13 protein-coding genes and 1 riboswitch are annotated in these 16,114 nt (G+C 58.0%); of the genes, 6 read left to right on the top strand and 7 right to left on the bottom strand.

What is annotated here, in order from left to right; genetic code table 11:
* Window positions 1-34: 34 nt before the first annotated feature.
* Complete coding sequence (locus J8Z22_RS16645) at window positions 35-3,187, bottom strand: efflux RND transporter permease subunit (protein ID WP_252007135.1); 3,153 nt, start codon at window positions 3,185-3,187, stop codon at window positions 35-37.
* Window positions 3,188-3,199: 12 nt separating this feature from the next.
* Window positions 3,200-4,345, bottom strand: coding sequence for an efflux RND transporter periplasmic adaptor subunit (locus tag J8Z22_RS16640; protein WP_252007134.1), 1,146 nt, complete (start codon window positions 4,343-4,345; stop codon window positions 3,200-3,202).
* A 934-nt stretch (window positions 4,346-5,279) separates the two neighbouring features.
* Here J8Z22_RS16640 and J8Z22_RS16635 point away from each other — a divergent pair.
* Together J8Z22_RS16635 and J8Z22_RS16630 are read left to right on the top strand one after the other, a co-directional pair.
* Complete coding sequence (locus tag J8Z22_RS16635; protein WP_252007133.1) at window positions 5,280-6,023, top strand: outer membrane protein OmpK; 744 nt, start codon at window positions 5,280-5,282, stop codon at window positions 6,021-6,023.
* A 98-nt stretch (window positions 6,024-6,121) separates the two neighbouring features.
* Window positions 6,122-6,334 (top strand): hypothetical protein, encoded by a 213-nt coding sequence (locus J8Z22_RS16630; protein WP_028114618.1) that lies wholly within the window; start codon window positions 6,122-6,124, stop codon window positions 6,332-6,334.
* A 33-nt stretch (window positions 6,335-6,367) separates the two neighbouring features.
* Here the strand turns inward: J8Z22_RS16630 and J8Z22_RS16625 are convergent, their stop codons facing one another.
* Window positions 6,368-7,645 carry an O-acetylhomoserine aminocarboxypropyltransferase/cysteine synthase family protein gene (locus tag J8Z22_RS16625; protein ID WP_252007132.1) on the bottom strand — a complete coding sequence of 426 codons (1,278 nt, stop codon included), beginning with the start codon at window positions 7,643-7,645 and terminating at the stop codon, window positions 6,368-6,370.
* Between the two features lie 168 nt (window positions 7,646-7,813).
* Entirely contained in the window at window positions 7,814-8,209 is a 396-nt protein-coding gene (locus J8Z22_RS16620) for a group I intron-associated PD-(D/E)XK endonuclease (RefSeq protein ID WP_028114616.1), read from the bottom strand.
* Between the two features lie 166 nt (window positions 8,210-8,375).
* Here J8Z22_RS16620 and J8Z22_RS16615 point away from each other — a divergent pair, with 166 nt between their 5' ends.
* Complete coding sequence (locus J8Z22_RS16615; RefSeq protein WP_252007131.1) at window positions 8,376-9,236, top strand: hypothetical protein; 861 nt, start codon at window positions 8,376-8,378, stop codon at window positions 9,234-9,236.
* A 56-nt stretch (window positions 9,237-9,292) separates the two neighbouring features.
* Here J8Z22_RS16615 and J8Z22_RS16610 read toward each other — a convergent pair whose 3' ends face one another.
* Window positions 9,293-10,198 (bottom strand): manganese-dependent inorganic pyrophosphatase, encoded by a 906-nt coding sequence (locus J8Z22_RS16610; RefSeq protein ID WP_252007130.1) that lies wholly within the window; start codon window positions 10,196-10,198, stop codon window positions 9,293-9,295.
* Between the two features lie 274 nt (window positions 10,199-10,472).
* On the opposite strand from J8Z22_RS16610, the gene J8Z22_RS16605 reads away from it, so the two are divergent.
* A complete protein-coding gene (locus J8Z22_RS16605; RefSeq protein WP_156897123.1) occupies window positions 10,473-10,646 on the top strand; it encodes a hypothetical protein in 174 nt (57 codons plus the stop codon).
* Here the strand turns inward: J8Z22_RS16605 and J8Z22_RS16600 are convergent.
* Window positions 10,614-11,558 (bottom strand): YeiH family protein, encoded by a 945-nt coding sequence (locus J8Z22_RS16600; protein WP_252007129.1) that lies wholly within the window; start codon window positions 11,556-11,558, stop codon window positions 10,614-10,616. The genes J8Z22_RS16605 and J8Z22_RS16600 overlap by 33 nt on opposite strands.
* A 266-nt stretch (window positions 11,559-11,824) precedes the next feature.
* Window positions 11,825-12,023: riboswitch (Lysine riboswitch) on the top strand.
* An 80-nt stretch (window positions 12,024-12,103) separates the two neighbouring features.
* Here J8Z22_RS16600 and J8Z22_RS16595 point away from each other — a divergent pair.
* Window positions 12,104-13,684 (top strand): Na+/H+ antiporter NhaC family protein, encoded by a 1,581-nt coding sequence (locus tag J8Z22_RS16595; protein ID WP_252007128.1) that lies wholly within the window; start codon window positions 12,104-12,106, stop codon window positions 13,682-13,684.
* Between the two features lie 60 nt (window positions 13,685-13,744).
* The gene (gene lysA / locus J8Z22_RS16590) at window positions 13,745-14,995 is read left to right on the top strand and encodes a diaminopimelate decarboxylase (RefSeq protein ID WP_252007127.1); all 1,251 of its coding nucleotides are present in this window, start codon (window positions 13,745-13,747) and stop codon (window positions 14,993-14,995) included.
* Window positions 14,996-15,048: 53 nt separating this feature from the next.
* Here lysA and nadE read toward each other — a convergent pair whose 3' ends face one another.
* Complete coding sequence (nadE, locus tag J8Z22_RS16585) at window positions 15,049-15,879, bottom strand: ammonia-dependent NAD(+) synthetase (protein WP_028114611.1); 831 nt, start codon at window positions 15,877-15,879, stop codon at window positions 15,049-15,051.
* Between the last annotated feature and the right edge of the window lie 235 nt (window positions 15,880-16,114).

Genomic DNA, 16,114 nt, shown 5'->3' with positions numbered 1-16,114 from the left:
TCTGTGCCGGGCTTTTTGTTGTCTGCAGTCAGTGTCAGATTTCAGACTCGGTTTTTGCTTCACCAATGGCGTGTTTGGCCTGGCGCTCTCGCTTACTGAACAGGCGCTCAATAATGACGAAGAACAACGGAATAAAGAAGATCCCCAGGAAGGTGGAGCTCATCATTCCGCCCAGTACGCCGGTACCAATGGCGTTCTGAGCCCCGGAGCCAACACCGGTACTGATGGCCAGCGGTACTACCCCCAGGCCAAAGGCCAGAGAGGTCATCAGAATCGGCCGCAGACGGACTCTGACCGCATGCAGGGTTGCTTCGATCAGGCCGGCGCCTTTTTCGTAGTACTCCTTGGCAAACTCCACGATCAGAATGGCGTTCTTGGTGGCCAGACCGACGGTGGTCAGCAGCCCCACCTGGAAGAATACGTCGTTGGACAATCCGCGGCCATAGGTTGCCAGCAGTGCGCCGATAACGCCCAATGGCACCACCAGTATCACCGCAAAAGGCACCGACCAGCTTTCATACAGCGCCGCCAGAACCAGGAACACAACCAGAATGGACAGGGCATACAAGGCTGGCGCCTGGTTGCCGGACAAGCGCTCTTCATAGGAGAGGCCGTTCCACTCGATGCCAAAGCCCGGAGGCAACTGTTTGGCCAGGTCTTCCATAATGTCCATGGCTGCACCGGTACTGAAGCCGGGCGCGGTGGCCCCCTGAATGTTCAGTGCCGGCAGGCCGCCAAAGCGTTCCAGGCGTGGCGAGCCGTACTCCCAGCTGCCGGTGGCAAAGGCGGAGAAAGGCACCATCTCACCAAGGCTGTTGCGTACGTACCAGGCGTTGAGATCGTCCGGCTGCATCCGGTATTCCGGTTCGCCCTGAACAAACACCTTCTTCACTCGACCGCGATCGATGAAGTCGTTGACGTAGGAGCTACCCCAGGCGGTGGCCAGGGAGGCATTGACGTCGTTGATGTTCAGGCTCAGTGCCCGCAGTTTGGCGTGGTCAATGTGCAGCTGGTATTGGGGCGCGTCTTCCTGACCATTGGGGCGAACGCCCACCAGGTTGGGATTTTGCGCCGCCAGGCCCAGTAGCTGGTTACGGGCGGCCATCAGCGCTTCGTGACCTTGACCGTTTTTATCTTGCAGATAGAGATCAAAACCGTTGGCGGTACCCAGTTCCAGAACCGCCGGAGGCACGAAGGCAAACACCATCGCCTCTTTGATCTGAGAGAATGCGCCCATGGCCCGGTTGGCGACCGACTGGACATCGCTGCCAGTGGCAGTGCGCTCTTCCCATGGCTTCATGTTGACGAACGCCAGGCCCATGTTCTGGCCCATACCGGCAAATGAGAAGCCGGAGACGGTGAATACCGATTCCACCGAGTCGCCTTCCTGCTCCAGCAGATAGTCTTCGACCTTCTCCAGGACGTGCAGGGTGCTTTCCTGGGTGGAGTTTGGTGGCAGAATCGCCTGCACAAACATCACCCCCTGATCTTCATCAGGCAGGAAGGCGGTCGGCATCCGCATGAAGATCCAGGCGGTGGCAACCACCAGGGCCAGATAGATGAAGAACACTCGGCCGGTGCGTTTCAGAATGCCACCCACGGTGCCTTCGTAACGATTGGTCCAGCGATCGAAGGTGCGGTTAAACCAACCAAAGAAGCCTTTATCGGTATGCGCATGGCCTTTTTTGATCGGCTTGAGCATGGTGGCACACAGGGCCGGTGTCAGGATGATCGCCACCAGCACCGACAACGCCATGGCGGAGACGATGGTGATGGAGAACTGACGGTAGATCACGCCGGTGGAGCCGGACATGAAGGCCATGGGCACAAACACCGCCGACAGGGTCAGGCCGATGCCTACCAGGGCGCCGGTGATCTGATCCATGGATTTACGGGTGGCTTCCAGCGGGCTGCAGCCCTCCTCGGACATCACCCGTTCGACGTTTTCCACCACCACGATGGCGTCGTCCACCAACAGGCCGATGGCCAACACCATGGCGAACATGGTCAGGGTGTTGATGGAAAAACCGGTGACGGCCAGAATGCCGAAGGTACCCAGCAGTACTACCGGTACCGCAATCATCGGGATCAGGGTGGCACGGAAGTTCTGCAGGAACAGGTACATGATCAAAAAGACCAGGACGATGGCTTCCAGCAGGGTGTGGACCACGCCTTCGATGGATTTGCCGACGAACGGCGTGGTATCAAACGGCAGTACCACATCCAGCCCCTGAGGGAAGAATGGCTTCATCTCCTCGATCTGGCTCATGACTCGTTCGGCGGTATCCAGGGCGTTGGCGCCGGTGGCCAATTGAATCGCCAGGCCGGAGGCCGGCTGGCCGTTGTAGAACGAGGTCACCGAGTAGCTTTCGGCGCCCACTTCCACCCGGGCAACGTCACCCAGGAACACCTTGGCACCGCTGGAGTCGGACTTCAGCACGATGTCGCGGAACTCTTGTGGCGTCTGCAGGCGAGATTGCGCCGACACCGTGGCATTGAGCTCCTGGCCCTGTACCGAGGGGGTACCGCCCAGCTGACCGGCGGAAACCTGAGCATTCTGCTCTCGGATGGCGGCGACCACGTCATTGGTGGAGAGGCTGAACTGGTTCAGTTTCAGCGGATCCAACCAGATGCGCATGGCGTACTGAGAGCCAAACAGGGTGATGTCACCCACACCGGCGACCCGGCTCATGGGATCCTGAATGTTGGCGGCCACGTAGTCGGCGATGTCCGCCTTATCCATGGAGCCATCCTGGGACACGAAGCCCAGAACCATCAGGAAGCCACTGCTGGTTTTGTTGACGCTGATGCCCTGGGCCTGAACCTCCTGGGGCAGCAACGGCATCGCCAGTTGCAACTTATTCTGAACCTGAACCTGAGCGATGTCGGCATCGGCTTCGGCGTTAAAGGTCAGGGTGATGGTGGCGTTACCAAAGCTGTCACTTTGAGAGGCGATGTAGCGCAGATGGTCGAGACCGGTCATCCGCTGCTCGATCACCTGGGTAACCGTATCTTCCACCGTCTTGGCCGAGGCACCCGGGTAGGTGGCATTGATCTCAATGGTCGGCGGCGCAATGCTGGGGTACTGAGACACCGGCAAAGTGGTGATGGCCAGCGCACCCGCCAGCATCACGATGATGGCGATCACCCAGGCAAAGATGGGGCGATCGATGAAAAAACGAGCCATGTATCGTTCCCGTTAGTTAGCTGCGTGAGCAGTGATTTCCTGAATCGTCACCGAGGCTCCGGGACGTACACGTTGCAACCCTTCGGTGATCACCTTGTCACCGGCCTGCAGGCCGTCGAGGATACGCCATTGGTGATCAATCGCCTGAGCGGTGGTCACGTTGCGGGCTTCGACTTTGTTGTCGGCGGTGACCACCATGGCTCGGCCTTCTCCCCGAGGGGTACGGCTGATGGCTTTCTGTGGAACCAGGATGGCACTGGGATCGGTGCCGACGGTCATGCGAGTCCGAACGAACATGCCTGGCAGCAGAACGCCGTCAGGGTTCGGGAACTCGGCCCGCATGGTAACGGAGCCGGTACCTTCATCGACGGTGACTTCGGCAAACTTGAGGCTGCCAGGGTGGCGGTATTCACTGCCATCCTCGAGGATCAAGGTTACTTCAGTGGTTGCAGATTGCTGCAGGGCGCCGGAGGCCAGTTGGGTTTTCAACTTGAGCATTTCAGTACTGGACTGAACGATGTCGATGTTGATGGGGTCCAGCTGAGAGATCTGGGCCAGGGCCTGAGACTGGTTGGCAGTGACCAGAGCACCCGGTGTTACGCCGGAGCGGCTGATATGACCGGAGATGGGAGCTTCCACCTTGGTGTAAGCCAGGTTGATTTCTGCCTGGTTGATGGCCGCTTTGGCCATCTCGACGCTGGCCTTGGCTTCCAGGTAGGCGGCTTCGGCGAGATCGAAGTCCTGCTTGCTGATGGAGTTGGAGCCAATCAACTCGCGGTAGCGCTCGGCGGTTGCCCGAGTGGAGATTTCATTGGCCTTGGCTCGTTCCAGGTCGGCCTTGGCGCTGATCAGTGCGGCTTGATAAGGGGCGGCATCGATCTGGTACAGAGACTGGCCGGCAGTGACATTACCGCCTTCGGTAAAGCTACGGGCTTCAATGACGCCACTGACCTGGGGACGGACCTCAGCTTTCATAAAGGCACGGGTACGTCCGGGCAGTTCAACGGTGATCTCCTGCGACTGCGGCTCGACGGTAATGACATTAACTTCGGTAGTGCGTGGGCCAGCTGGGCCTTGAGGGCCCTTGCCCTCGGAGTTACAAGCCGTTACCCATAATGCTGCAGAGATAACTGCAGCCATTTTCAGCGTTTGCCGCATCAGGACTCCTAAACAGAACGGTGCACTCTGCGCCCAAGGCACAGCCGAGGGCGCAAAAATTTGAAAGTATTTTTGGTGATGGTGCATTTATCTCATATTTGCTGGGGATGAAACAAGCTGAAGAGAACAGGAAAAGTGTAAACAGATAAAATAACCACACAGGGTAAATTCATCACTGTTGCGGTTTTGTTGAATAGTCAGAAAATTTGGTTTTCTTCGGCTCGGGAAATCTCGTTCATATTCTGCATCTTGATATTCCAGTAAATGAATATTGTTTATTTTCAGTGGTTTATTTTTTCTTGGCGATGATCGATAGCCGATTTGAGTGCTCATAGAAACTATATATTGTCAACAAAAAGCTTTGCTAAATGGCAACTTTAGTGAAAATAATATCGGTGTGGAATTGCCAATATATTCAGGCCTCATTCAGTATTATTTAGACTCGACATATTTGGCATTAGTTTTTTCCTGCCAATCTGTCTATGGGGATTTCATCACTCTTTATCCGTTTTCATTCCACTGTTGCTTCCTTGATCAGGACCGACCGTTCGAGGTCTCCGGGCGCTTTCAATCCTCAAAGTGGTCGTGGTTGCGTCTTTGACGCCCCGGGGACCGTTATCGCCCCTTGGTCATAGAGGTGGCCTGGCGACCTTAGGGCAGGTGCTATCACTGTCCCCGAAAGCGCAATGTTACAAAGAGGTAAACGTGCAATAGGATCCCGGTCTCAGAAATGGCCAGAGTTGGCGCTGGCGGACACTCTTTACTGCGATTGTGTGAAAATTTTTGTGTCTGAGGGGATTCTTCTCTATATTGCGCGGGTTTTACTGCCGTTCCGGTGCGTCTATGCAGCCACCGTCGGCGACTCTGTACACCCAACAATAATGAGACCGCGGTGCCCATGCAGGCCGGCGGCAATAACAAGGTAGACCCTACAATGAAGAAAATCACCCTGGCGCTGGCTTTGCTGGCGTCCACGTCTGCGTACGCCGAAAGCCCAATCCAATGGTGGGACGCCAGTGCCACCGTGCTGCACGGTGAAGACTATGATCTGGCTCCATCACATCGCCAGACCACCTTGACTCTGGAAACAGCTGGTGCGTGGAGCTATGGCGACTGGTTTGCCTTCTACGATTTCATCGACTTTAACGGCACCAGTGAATCGGCCTCTTACGGCGAAATCTCGCCTCGCTTCAGCTTTGGAAAGATGCTGGGGAAGGATCTGAGCATGGGGCCGGTGACCGATCTGTCATTGGCGTTGACCTATGAAACCGGCAAAGGCCCGGTGGAGAGCTTCCTCTATGGTGTCGGTGCCGATTTGACCCTGCCTGGTTTCACCTACTTTCAGCTTAATGCCTATAAGCGTGATGCCATCAATGACGACAATATCAGTGACGGTTGGCAGTTGACGCCGGTATTCCGGGTCGACATTCCGGTTGGCGATGCCAACCTGGTGGTCGACGGTTTCATCGATTGGGTGGTGGCCGCCGATAATGACGGTTACGAAGAGAACCTGCATTTTAACCCACAGATCAAGTACGACCTGGGCCGTTCGCTGTTTGGAGAAGCCAAATCCAATACCCTGTTTGTGGGTATTGAGTACGATTACTGGCAGAACAAATACGGTGTCGACGGCATCGATCAAAACACCTACTCGTTCATTGTGAAGTATCACCTGTAACCGGTAGCGATGACAAAAGGGGCCACAGGGCCCCTTTTTGTTGCCTGTGTGGTGGTCACTGCTCGATACTGGTGTTGCGTCCACAGGAGGAGACTGCCGTGCTCAGGTTTGATGTGTTTGGAACGCCAATGTCGGTGCTCAGGAAAGAGGGCGAGTGGTGGCTGTTTCGCGACTCCGACACCGGCGCTCGGGCGCGGGTGTACGAGGTGGTGATTCCACCGCAGTTGACCGAGGCGGAGCTGGGACGGTATCTGGATGACGTGTTTCATGAGCGAGCCAGTCCTCGCCATCCGTCGGTACGCCGCCTCTAGCCCGCCCCGTTGCCGGAGCGGGCCGGGGCCGGGTTATGACTCCACGGCGTCCAGGGCCTGGCTGACGTCGGCGATGATGTCGTCGATGTTCTCGATGCCCACAGAGATGCGCACCAGATCTTCACTGACTCCGGCGGCCGCCAGTTCCTGCGGATTGAGTTGTCGGTGAGTGGTGGTGGCCGGGTGGCAAGCCAGGGATTTGGCGTCGCCGATGTTGACCAATCTCAGGATCATCTTCAGGGCATCGATGAATTGGGCACCGGCCTGACGTCCGCCCTTGATGCCGAAACTCAGAATGCCTGAGGCCTTGCCGCCACAGATGCTGTTACAGGTCTCGAAATAGGGGCTGTTGGGCAGGGCGGCGTAGTTGACCCATTTTACCTTGAAATGATCGGTCAGGTAGGCCGCCAGTTTTTCGGCATTTTTGCAGTGGCGCTCCATTCTTAGCCCCAGGGTTTCCAGTCCTTGCAGGATCAGAAAGGCATTGTGGGGCGAGATGGCGGCGCCGGTATTGCGCAGCGGCACCACTCGGCAGCGGCCGATAAAGGCGGCTTCCCCTAAGGCTTCGGTGTACACCACGCCATGGTAGGAGGGATCCGGCTCATTGAGAATCGGGAAGCGGGCCTTGTTGGCCACCCAGTCAAATTTACCGGAATCGACAATGATGCCCCCCACTGCGGTGCCGTGACCGCCGATGTATTTGGTCAGTGAGTGAATCACGATGTGGGCACCCAGTTCAAAGGGGCGGCACAGGAAGGGCGTGGCGACGGTGTTGTCGACGATCAGTGGCACGCCGTGGCGATTGGCAATCTCCGCCAGCTTTTTCAGGTCAACCACATTACCGGCAGGGTTGCCGATGGACTCGCAGAAAATCGCCTTGGTATTGGCATCGATGGCGGCCTCAAAGCCATCGAAATCGTCCGCCGACACCATTCGGGTTTCAATCCCCTGTTTTGGCAGGGTGTGGGCAAACAGGTTGTAAGTGCCACCATAAAGTTGGCTGGTGCTGACGATGTTGGAGCCCACTTCGCACAAGCACTGAATCGCATAAGTAATGGCCGCCATGCCTGATGCCAGTGCCAGGGCGCCAATGCCGCCTTCCATGGCTGCCACACGCTGTTCCAGCACCGCGGTGGTCGGGTTCATGATGCGGGTGTAGATATTGCCTGCGACCTTCAGGTCAAACAGGTCAGCCCCGTGCTGGGTGTCGTCAAAGGTGTAGGAGGTGGTTTGATAGATCGGCACCGCCGCCGCCTTGGTGGTGGCTTCAGATTCATAGCCGTGGTGCAGGGCAAGGGACTCCAGCTTCATGCTCTTACTTCCTGTTTCTACTAGTGGAACCTTTAAACATACCACCCAATGGAGGCCAATAAATAGTCAAAAATGGTAAATAACTACCCGGAATTGGTTATGACGTCATCGCCCTGCTGCAGTGGCAGGGGGCGGTCGGTTTTGCTGGGTCGCTGCCGTTCAAGGGGGTCACAGCTTGTGAAATGCCTTTAGGAAGGCGTTCTTACCCTGCTCAAATTTCTGATGCTGGGGATGATTCATTGGCCGCCTGGGGTCGTCAAACGCCGGCATCACGTAGCCCCAGTTTGAGTTGCGGGCAAAGTACACCACCACATTGACGTGGCTGTCCCGCCAACGATTTTCTATCACGTGATCATCCCCTTTGGCCTCGGCAGTTTTCACCTGAATCCGATGAAAATGGGGGCCGTCCGAGATCAGGATGTCGGTGGCGTGACCGTTGTCCAGCACCGGAGTAAACACCTGCCAGCCATCCTGCATCAGCCATGAAATTACCCGGCTTTCAAACGAGGTGTTGATCAGGGCCTGGTGGGTACCGGCCTTGGTGGCGGTAGTTCGAATGGGCATGCCGACTCCTGTGACGGTGACAATCGCTGCAGTTAGCATAGCCAATGGCCAAACAAAGAGCTTACAAAGGCTTACTTGCGCTTGCTGGGCCTTACCCCGGCAGTCTCCGCAGGTTGAGATACTGCCGATAACACTTTGTTTACCTAAAGGCACAACAGGAGGCGCTATGAGCGCACAACCTTGGGCTGTGTTGACCGCCCTGGCAGTACTGACTCTGGGCGGCTGCAACAGCAGCAGTAACTCGAGCACCCCCGCTCCCACCCCGACTCCGGATAAGGGGAACGCCGCGCTGGAAAAAGCGTTTCCGCTGCATACCAGTGTGTTTGGGGTGAGCATTCGGGCCACCAGCAACATCGATAAAGCCAAGATGCTGCATGCGGCCAATGTGATGGCTCAGTACCTGGATAATGATGAAAATGGTCTGGCAGACAATCAGGCGGTGGTAGAGGCTCTGGTCAACAAGCGGGCCACCCTGATCATGGTGCCAGATGAAGCGGACCTGGAAACGGTCGGGGAAGGGCTACCGCAAGGGGGAGCGTTTCAGGATCTGTATGGTTCAGAGGTGCATCCGCAAGGATCGACGCCGGGCCAGTTTGACGCCACCCTGGAGGAGGTGCTGCACCTGATCACCCATGAGGGCTATGCCTCGGTGTATCCGAAAATCTTCGGCGAAGTGGCGGAATCGCAGATCGCCGATGCCATGGATCAGGCCCGCGGTGGCCGTTTTGAGTCGATTCCGGCCAGCTACCCCGATGGCGCCTGGTACACCTACGACGATGAAAGCTGCGATTACAGCTGTATGGTGACCGAGTACACCTACTGGGCGCTGACCTCATTGTTGGGCGGCCAGAGCCACCCGGGGCGTTTGCAAGAGATTGAGCACGAGTGGAAACTCAATACCCCGGATAAGGTCAAGCTGGGGGATTCGGCGGTGTATACCCTGTTGACCAATGGTGAGTACGGGCTGGCAACGGTGTTGCCGGATGGGCACTACGATTACCAGACTTTTACCATCAGTGGTGACTGACAGGGACAAAAAAAACCGGCCATGGCCGGTTTTTTTTATGGGGTTGGCACGGTGTCTCAACCAGCCAGAACCTGAGTAACCCAGGGCAACATCTGTTTCTTGCGGCTCAGGAAGCCTTCGAACACCAGGCTGCCATTGTTGGCGTTCTTGATGGTGTCGGACAATGGACCGGCCACCATCAGGGTGGTCTCTTCGGTGCGGATGTTGGTCAGCATCAGGGCGATCAGGTCCAGGCCTTTGTCGGTTACGCGCTGATCCATCAATGCCTGCAGGTTAGCCAGTTCGTGCTCAACCTGGCCGTAATCCGCCAGCTCCAGCTGACCGAGGTTGGTGGACTTGCCGGCAATCTCGTAGCCTTTGACGTCTTTGTCCAGCAGCGCTTCGGTGCTCAGGCCTTCGACGTTGGTTTTGGCCGCCAGCAGATCCGCCAGGAAGGGCTCGACTTCGACCCCGGCCAGCGGTGCCAGCAGTTCAACGATCTCGGCGTCGCGCTCGGTGGTGGTGGGCGACTTCAGGCCAACGGTGTCGGACAGCAGGGCGCCAATCATCAGCCGGGCCATCGGCTGAGGAATCTCGACGTTGTGAATGCCACACAGTTCAAACAGCACCGAGGCGGAGGAGCCCAGAGGCATCAGCCAGGCTTCCAGCGGTGCGGCGCTGGTGAGGGTACCCAGACGGTGATGGTCGACAATGCCCACCAGATCGGCGTCGTTGATGTCGTCCGGGGCTTGCTCCGCTTCACTGTAGTCGACCAGGTACACCTGCTCGCCCTTCAGCGGCTTCTCCAGCAGCGGTGGCACTTCGACACCGGCAAAATCGAAGATGAACTGGGTTTCGCGGCTGATTTCACCCAGGCGGAAAGGGGTGGCTTGCTTGCCGCGGGCGCCCAACCAGTGGGTGGCGATGACTGCGGAGCAAACGCAATCGCTATCAGGGCTCTTGTGGCCAAATACGTTGATCATTGGGGATTCCTTAAAACTACCGCGGGCGCAGCTGTGGCCCAGTTTCGGACAGAAGGCGGCTACTATAAAAATCCCGACGGTCTGTGTAAAGCCTTGGCGGTGGATTTCCCCTCAATTTGGTCGCTTCCGGTGCCTGTTCGACAACGGTGACCGCCGTTCGGCGCTGACGGAACACGAGCCTCTTAGTCTGATTGAGCATGGGTTAGTTGAAAACGCTTTTGATGAAAGTGCTTTTTATTCCGATGATTAGCCTTCGAACTAAGAGGAAGTGCGGATGATGAGGAATGGACTGCTGCTGGCTTTGCTGCCGCTGATGGTGCTGGTGGCGCTGACCACCGAAGGTGGCGTCAGGGCCACCCTGGAGCTGGTGGCTTTTGTGCTGGTGCTGGGGCTGCTGTTGTGCCGCCCCGCAACCTCAGCGATTCAACAGGTAGATGAGGGACAGTGAGCTGATGGTCAGCCACAGGCCAATCCCCAACAGCAGAGGCTTGGGCCCGGCCTCTTTCAGCCGTTTGGCAGAGATGCCGCAGCCGATCAGGAACAGACACAGCACCAGCACCCGCTTGCCGGTTTGAAACGTCAGTTCATACAGCGGCGCGCCCTGAGGCAGCAGGTAGGCGATGGCGATGGCCACGCAATACAGCACAATGAATCCCGGCACCGCAATGCGTCGCTCGCTGCTGCGAAACAACAGGGCGCTGATAAAGGCCACCGGAATGATCCACAGCGCCCGAGCCAGTTTCAGGGTGGTGGCGGTCATTAACGCCTGATCGCCGTACGCCTGGGCGGCACCGACCACCGATGAGGTGTCATGAATGGCGATGGCACTCCAGATCCCAAACTGTTCCTGGCTCATGTTCAGCAGGTGGCCAATGGCGGGAAACAGGAACAGGGCCACCGAATTCAGGACAAACACCGTGCCCAGAGCGATGGAGGTGTGGTGATCTTTGGCGTTGATGGCCGGGGCGACGGCTGCGATGGCGCTGCCGCCACAGATGGCGGTGCCGGCAGAGATCAGGTAACCGGTTTTGTGCTCCAGCTTCAGGGCTCGGGTCAGCAGCCACCCCAGAATCAGGGTGCCGAAAATTGAAATCACGATGATCCCCAGTCCGGCTTTGCTGGCGGCGATGGCTTGCTCCAGGTGGATACCGAATCCCAGCGCCACAATGGACCCCGCCAGCAGTTTCTTGGCCAACGGACCGGTCTTCAGGCCTTCTGGAATCCAGCCCAGGCTGGCCATGACCACGCCAAAGATCAGTGCCAGCGGTGAACTGATGGCAGGCAGCAGGCACAGGGCCGCCACCAGCCAGAACAGCCAGTCGGTGGGACGAGAGAACAGCGAAGCAAAGCGGGTTGGCATGAAACGACACTCGAGCAATCTTTGGAGGGGGCACAGTATAGAGCCGTCGTCACCAAGAGATAAGCGCGGGATCACAGTTTTGGCAGATTATGGGCGCATTTTAACCGTTGTTGGCATCGACGCGGTGCGCCAATCCGAGCAACGATGTTTTTTTGGCCTTTTGGACTGACTTTTGAATCCAAGTTGAGATTTTTATCACAATTGTCTGGATTCCCGCGGTCGCCTTGGTTACTCTGCATGCTTAGATAAACAGGTTGTCCTCCCGGACAACACGTAGAGGCGCATCGCCTATCAGTAAACCAGTCGAGGGTGACCCCCGATGACCCTGGTTGAAAGGAGTCGATGCCGAAGTGAAACGGGCGTCATCCCGCTTTGCTGGGGCCGCATTCAACAGGTGCGGCACTGCCATAGTAAATCCCAAAAGGAGTTTGGGGATTAAATTTACTGTGGAGCGCTACTGAAGGAAGACGAGTCACGTCCTGTGGCCCGTCCGCGACCTGTCGTCGCGTCAGCAGCCTCCATCGTACCTATAAGATTAAAAAACGATGGCTTTAGTAAGTTACGCCGAATCGGCATTATCAATTGTTCCTCCTGTGGTGGCCATTGGCCTGGCGATCATCAGTCGACGCGTGCTGTTGTCACTGGGACTGGGCATTCTCACCGGCATCCTGATGTTGGCGGACTTCTCGGTAACCACCATGGTGTCAGAGGTGGCCCGGCGGGCAACGGCCCTGGTATGGGAGGACGGCAGTTTCAGCAGTTGGAACCTGTACACCATCGGCTTCCTGCTGACCATGGGCATACTGATGGCCTTGATCTCGGTTTCCGGCGGCACCCGTGCCTTTGCCAAATGGGCCAGGGGGCGCATTCGCCACGGTCGGGATGCCAAACTGATGACGGTGTTTCTCGGTGCCATTATCTTTATCGATGACTACTTCAATGCCCTGCTGGTCGGCAACGTGGCCCGCCCGGTGACCGATCAGTACGGCATCTCCAGGGAAAAGTTGGCCTATTGCATCGATTCCACATCGGCTCCGGTGTGCGTGGTGTCGCCCATCTCCACCTGGGGCGCCTACATCATGTCGCTGCTGGCGGGACTGCTGGTGACCCATGGCATGGGAGACGTCAGCGCCCTGTCGGTGTTTGTGCAGATGATTCCAATGAATTTCTATGCCCTGTTTTCGCTGCTGCTATTACTGTGCGTGCTCTGGTTTAATCTGGATCTCGGCGCCATGGCGGTGGCCGAACGGCGCGCGGCCCAGGGGCAATTGTGGGATCCGGCCAAGGGCATGCCGGCGGGGGAAGACCTGGGGCTACCGGATGCTCGCCGTGGCCGGGTGATGAACCTGATGGGGCCATTGGCATTGTTGATCTCATTGGTGGTGTGCCTGATGTTGTTGTCCGGTGACATGGCGCTGGCGGCCCAGGGGCTGGACTTTACCCTGATCGGAGCGCTGGAAAATGCCGCCGGCTCCTGGTCGATGTTCACCGCCGGCACCATTACCGTGGTGATCACCAGCCTGGCGATGATCGCCCAGGGCGTGCCTGTGTCGGTGTTGCTGCAGGCGATGGCGAAAGGGGTTCGCTCCATGGCGCCGGCGGTGTACATCCTGCTGATGGCCTGGACCATCGCCGGGGTGATCTCGGACCTGCAGACCGGCCACTACCTGGCCAGCCTGGCGGATGGGGCATTGCCCGTGGCCATGGTGCCGGCACTGATTTTCATTCTGTCGGCGCTGGCGGCGTTTTCCACCGGCACCAGCTATGGCACCTTTGCCATCATGCTGCCCATCGCCGCCAACCTGGCGGCGGTGCTGGAACCGTCGTTGATGCTGCCGGCGATGGCCTCGGTGCTGGCTGGTGGCGTGTTTGGCGATCACTGTTCCCCGATTTCAGATACCACCATCCTGTCATCCACCGGATCCGGCTGCCACCACATCGACCACGTGGCCACCCAGTTGCCGTACGCGGTGATGGCGGCGATCATTTCGGTACTGGGGTATCTGACTCTGGGAGTCACCGGGTCAGTTCTGGCCGGGTTGTTGGTGTCTGCCACCTTGTTGGTGGTGACGGTGGTGCTGCTTAAGCGGCGGGCCGCTGATCGAGGCCAGGTGGCGCTGGCCTGAAACCACGCATGGAGAGGGGCCGGGCTACGCAGTCTGGCCGAATAACGCAGAGAGAGGGTTATGGATTATTTTAACGTCGACAATGGCCAATTGATGGCAGAGCGGGTTTCGGTCACTGAGGCTGCCGAAGCTTATGGTACGCCGCTGTACCTGTATTCCCGAGCCACCATTGAGCGCCACTGGCAGGCTTTTACCGATGCCATGGCCGGACGGGACCATTTGATCTGCTATGCGGTCAAGGCCAACAGCAACCTGGCCATTTTAAACCTGATGGCGAGGCTGGGCAGCGGTTTTGACATCGTCTCTGGTGGTGAGCTGGCGCGGGTCATCGCCGCCGGTGGCGATGCCACCAAGGTGGTGTTTTCCGGTGTTGGCAAGACCGAGGCGGAGATGGAGTATGCCCTCAAGGCCGGCATTCACTGCTTTAATCTGGAGTCGGAACCTGAACTGGAGCGGCTGCAGCAGGTGGCGGCTCGACTCGGCCTGGTGGCGCCGGTGTCGCTGCGCATCAACCCGGACATCGATGCCAACAGTCACCCCTACATCTCCACTGGACTGAAGCAGAATAAGTTTGGCATTCCTACCAGCCAGGCGTTACCGGTGTATCGGCGGGCGGCGGCCATGGACCACATTCAGGTGCTGGGCATGGATTGCCATATCGGCTCTCAGTTAACCGAGTCGCGGCCGTTTGTGGAGGCGTTGGAGCGGCTGTTGGCGCTCATGGACACCCTGGCTGAGGAGGGGATTGAGCTGGCACACCTGGATCTGGGCGGTGGTTTGGGTGTCAGCTACGGTCAGGAGACCCCGCCGTTGCCCACCGAATACGTGCAAGCGTTGTTGCCCACTCTGGGACAGCGAAAGCTGAAGCTGATTCTGGAGCCGGGACGGGCGATCATGGCCAATGCCGGCATTCTGGTGACTAAGGTGGAATACCTGAAACAGGGGGAAGACCGGGACTTCGCCATTGTCGATGCGGCCATGAACGATCTGTTGCGTCCCAGTCTGTACAACGCCTGGCAGGAGATAGTGCCGGTGACCGCCAGCCCGGCGTCGCCGCGTGCCTATGACGTGGTTGGCCCGGTGTGTGAGACCGGCGATTTTCTGGGTAAAAACCGGAAGTTGGCTATTGCCGCCGGAGACTATCTGGCGGTGCGTGGCGCCGGGGCTTACGGCTTTACCATGTCGTCCAACTACAACAGCCGTCCTCGAGCCGCAGAGGTGATGGCGGACGGTGACCGGATGCACCTGATTCGAGAGCGGGAGCAGCCGGAGCAGCTGTGGCGGGGAGAGCATTGCTTGCCCGAGGCCTGAGCCAAGCAGCACGCCCGCGTTCGCGGGCGTGTTCAGTTTTACGCTGGCAAAAGTCAGTCGTAGATGGTGGGGATCGGCTGGCGTTTGTGCTGAGTCGCTTTGTAGATGCTGATGATGCGTGCCTCGGCGCTGGCGTCGATGGCTTTGCCTTCCAGGAAGTCATCAATCTGATCATAACTCAGTCCCAAGGCCACTTCGTCTTCCAGTTGGGGACGGTCCTCTTCGAGATCCGCCGTTGGCGCCTTGACCACCAGCCGCTCTGGTGCTCCCAGGTAGCCAGCCAGCTGCCGTACCTGGCGCTTGTTCAGGCCAAACAGCGGCGCCAGATCGCAGGCACCATCGCCGTGCTTGGTGTAGAAGCCAGTGACGTTTTCGGCGCTGTGGTCTGTGCCAGCGACCAAGCCGCCCAGCAGACCGGCAATTTCATACTGGGCGACCATCCGCATACGGGCCTTGACGTTGCCCTTGACGAAATCCAGCTTGCTCTGGTCGTCGGTCAGCAATCCGGCGTCGCTCATGGCCGCCAGAGTGTCGGCGTGAATGCCATCCACCCCGGACTTCACATTGACGCTGATCTGCTTCGAGGGCTGAATGAAGCGGCAGGCCATCTGTGCCTCCTCTTCATCCTGCTGGATGCCGTAGGGCAGGCGAACCGCGACAAATTGATAGTCCGCCTGTTCCCGGTCCTGATTGAGGCCATCGACGGCCAGTTGACACAGGCGGCCGGTGACGCTGGAGTCGACACCACCGCTGATCCCCAGAACCAGGGTGTGGCACCTGGCTTCTTTGAGTTTGGTTTGAATGAAGGCAACCCGGCGCTGAACCTCAAACTCTGGTTCGATGGCGGTCAGTACTTTCATCTCTCTGAGGATCTGTCCTTTCACTGTGTTACTCCCGTTGGACGCTGCCGATGTCAAAGTCGTTAATCTAACATCGGACGTGATAAGGGAAAAGCGCGGCGGTGGCTGTGGGCGCCGAAGTGGCCGCTGCTGATGCTGTGATCCAGCGTTGAAATGCCGCTCATTCGCTGACGCTGGCGACTGCATGCCCAACCTGTCAGGGTGGGTGAGTGTCGCGTTTCTGGAAAAGGTGTGATCCGTGTAATTTTGAGTGTTGCTG

It is taken from the genome of Ferrimonas sp. SCSIO 43195 (assembly GCF_023716685.1).
Taxonomy (GTDB): Bacteria; Pseudomonadota; Gammaproteobacteria; order Enterobacterales; family Shewanellaceae; genus Ferrimonas; species Ferrimonas kyonanensis.
The sequence above is the reverse complement of the archived record's forward strand: the minus strand, read 5'-3'. Positions and strand labels throughout refer to the sequence as shown.

What these genes read in the sequence shown, in the direction of transcription:
- J8Z22_RS16640 (WP_252007134.1), bottom strand. Translation starts at nt 4,345, where the DNA reads ATGCGGCAAACGCTGAAAATGGCTGCAGTTATCTCTGCAGCATTATGG.
- J8Z22_RS16595 (WP_252007128.1), top strand. Translation starts at nt 12,104, where the DNA reads ATGGCTTTAGTAAGTTACGCCGAATCGGCATTATCAATTGTTCCTCCT.
- J8Z22_RS16605 (WP_156897123.1), top strand. Translation starts at nt 10,473, where the DNA reads ATGATGAGGAATGGACTGCTGCTGGCTTTGCTGCCGCTGATGGTGCTG.
- J8Z22_RS16625 (WP_252007132.1), bottom strand. Translation starts at nt 7,645, where the DNA reads ATGAAGCTGGAGTCCCTTGCCCTGCACCACGGCTATGAATCTGAAGCC.
- lysA (WP_252007127.1), top strand. Translation starts at nt 13,745, where the DNA reads ATGGATTATTTTAACGTCGACAATGGCCAATTGATGGCAGAGCGGGTT.
- J8Z22_RS16620 (WP_028114616.1), bottom strand. Translation starts at nt 8,209, where the DNA reads ATGCCCATTCGAACTACCGCCACCAAGGCCGGTACCCACCAGGCCCTG.
- J8Z22_RS16610 (WP_252007130.1), bottom strand. Translation starts at nt 10,198, where the DNA reads ATGATCAACGTATTTGGCCACAAGAGCCCTGATAGCGATTGCGTTTGC.
- J8Z22_RS16645 (WP_252007135.1), bottom strand. Translation starts at nt 3,187, where the DNA reads ATGGCTCGTTTTTTCATCGATCGCCCCATCTTTGCCTGGGTGATCGCC.
- J8Z22_RS16635 (WP_252007133.1), top strand. Translation starts at nt 5,280, where the DNA reads ATGAAGAAAATCACCCTGGCGCTGGCTTTGCTGGCGTCCACGTCTGCG.
- J8Z22_RS16615 (WP_252007131.1), top strand. Translation starts at nt 8,376, where the DNA reads ATGAGCGCACAACCTTGGGCTGTGTTGACCGCCCTGGCAGTACTGACT.
- J8Z22_RS16600 (WP_252007129.1), bottom strand. Translation starts at nt 11,558, where the DNA reads ATGCCAACCCGCTTTGCTTCGCTGTTCTCTCGTCCCACCGACTGGCTG.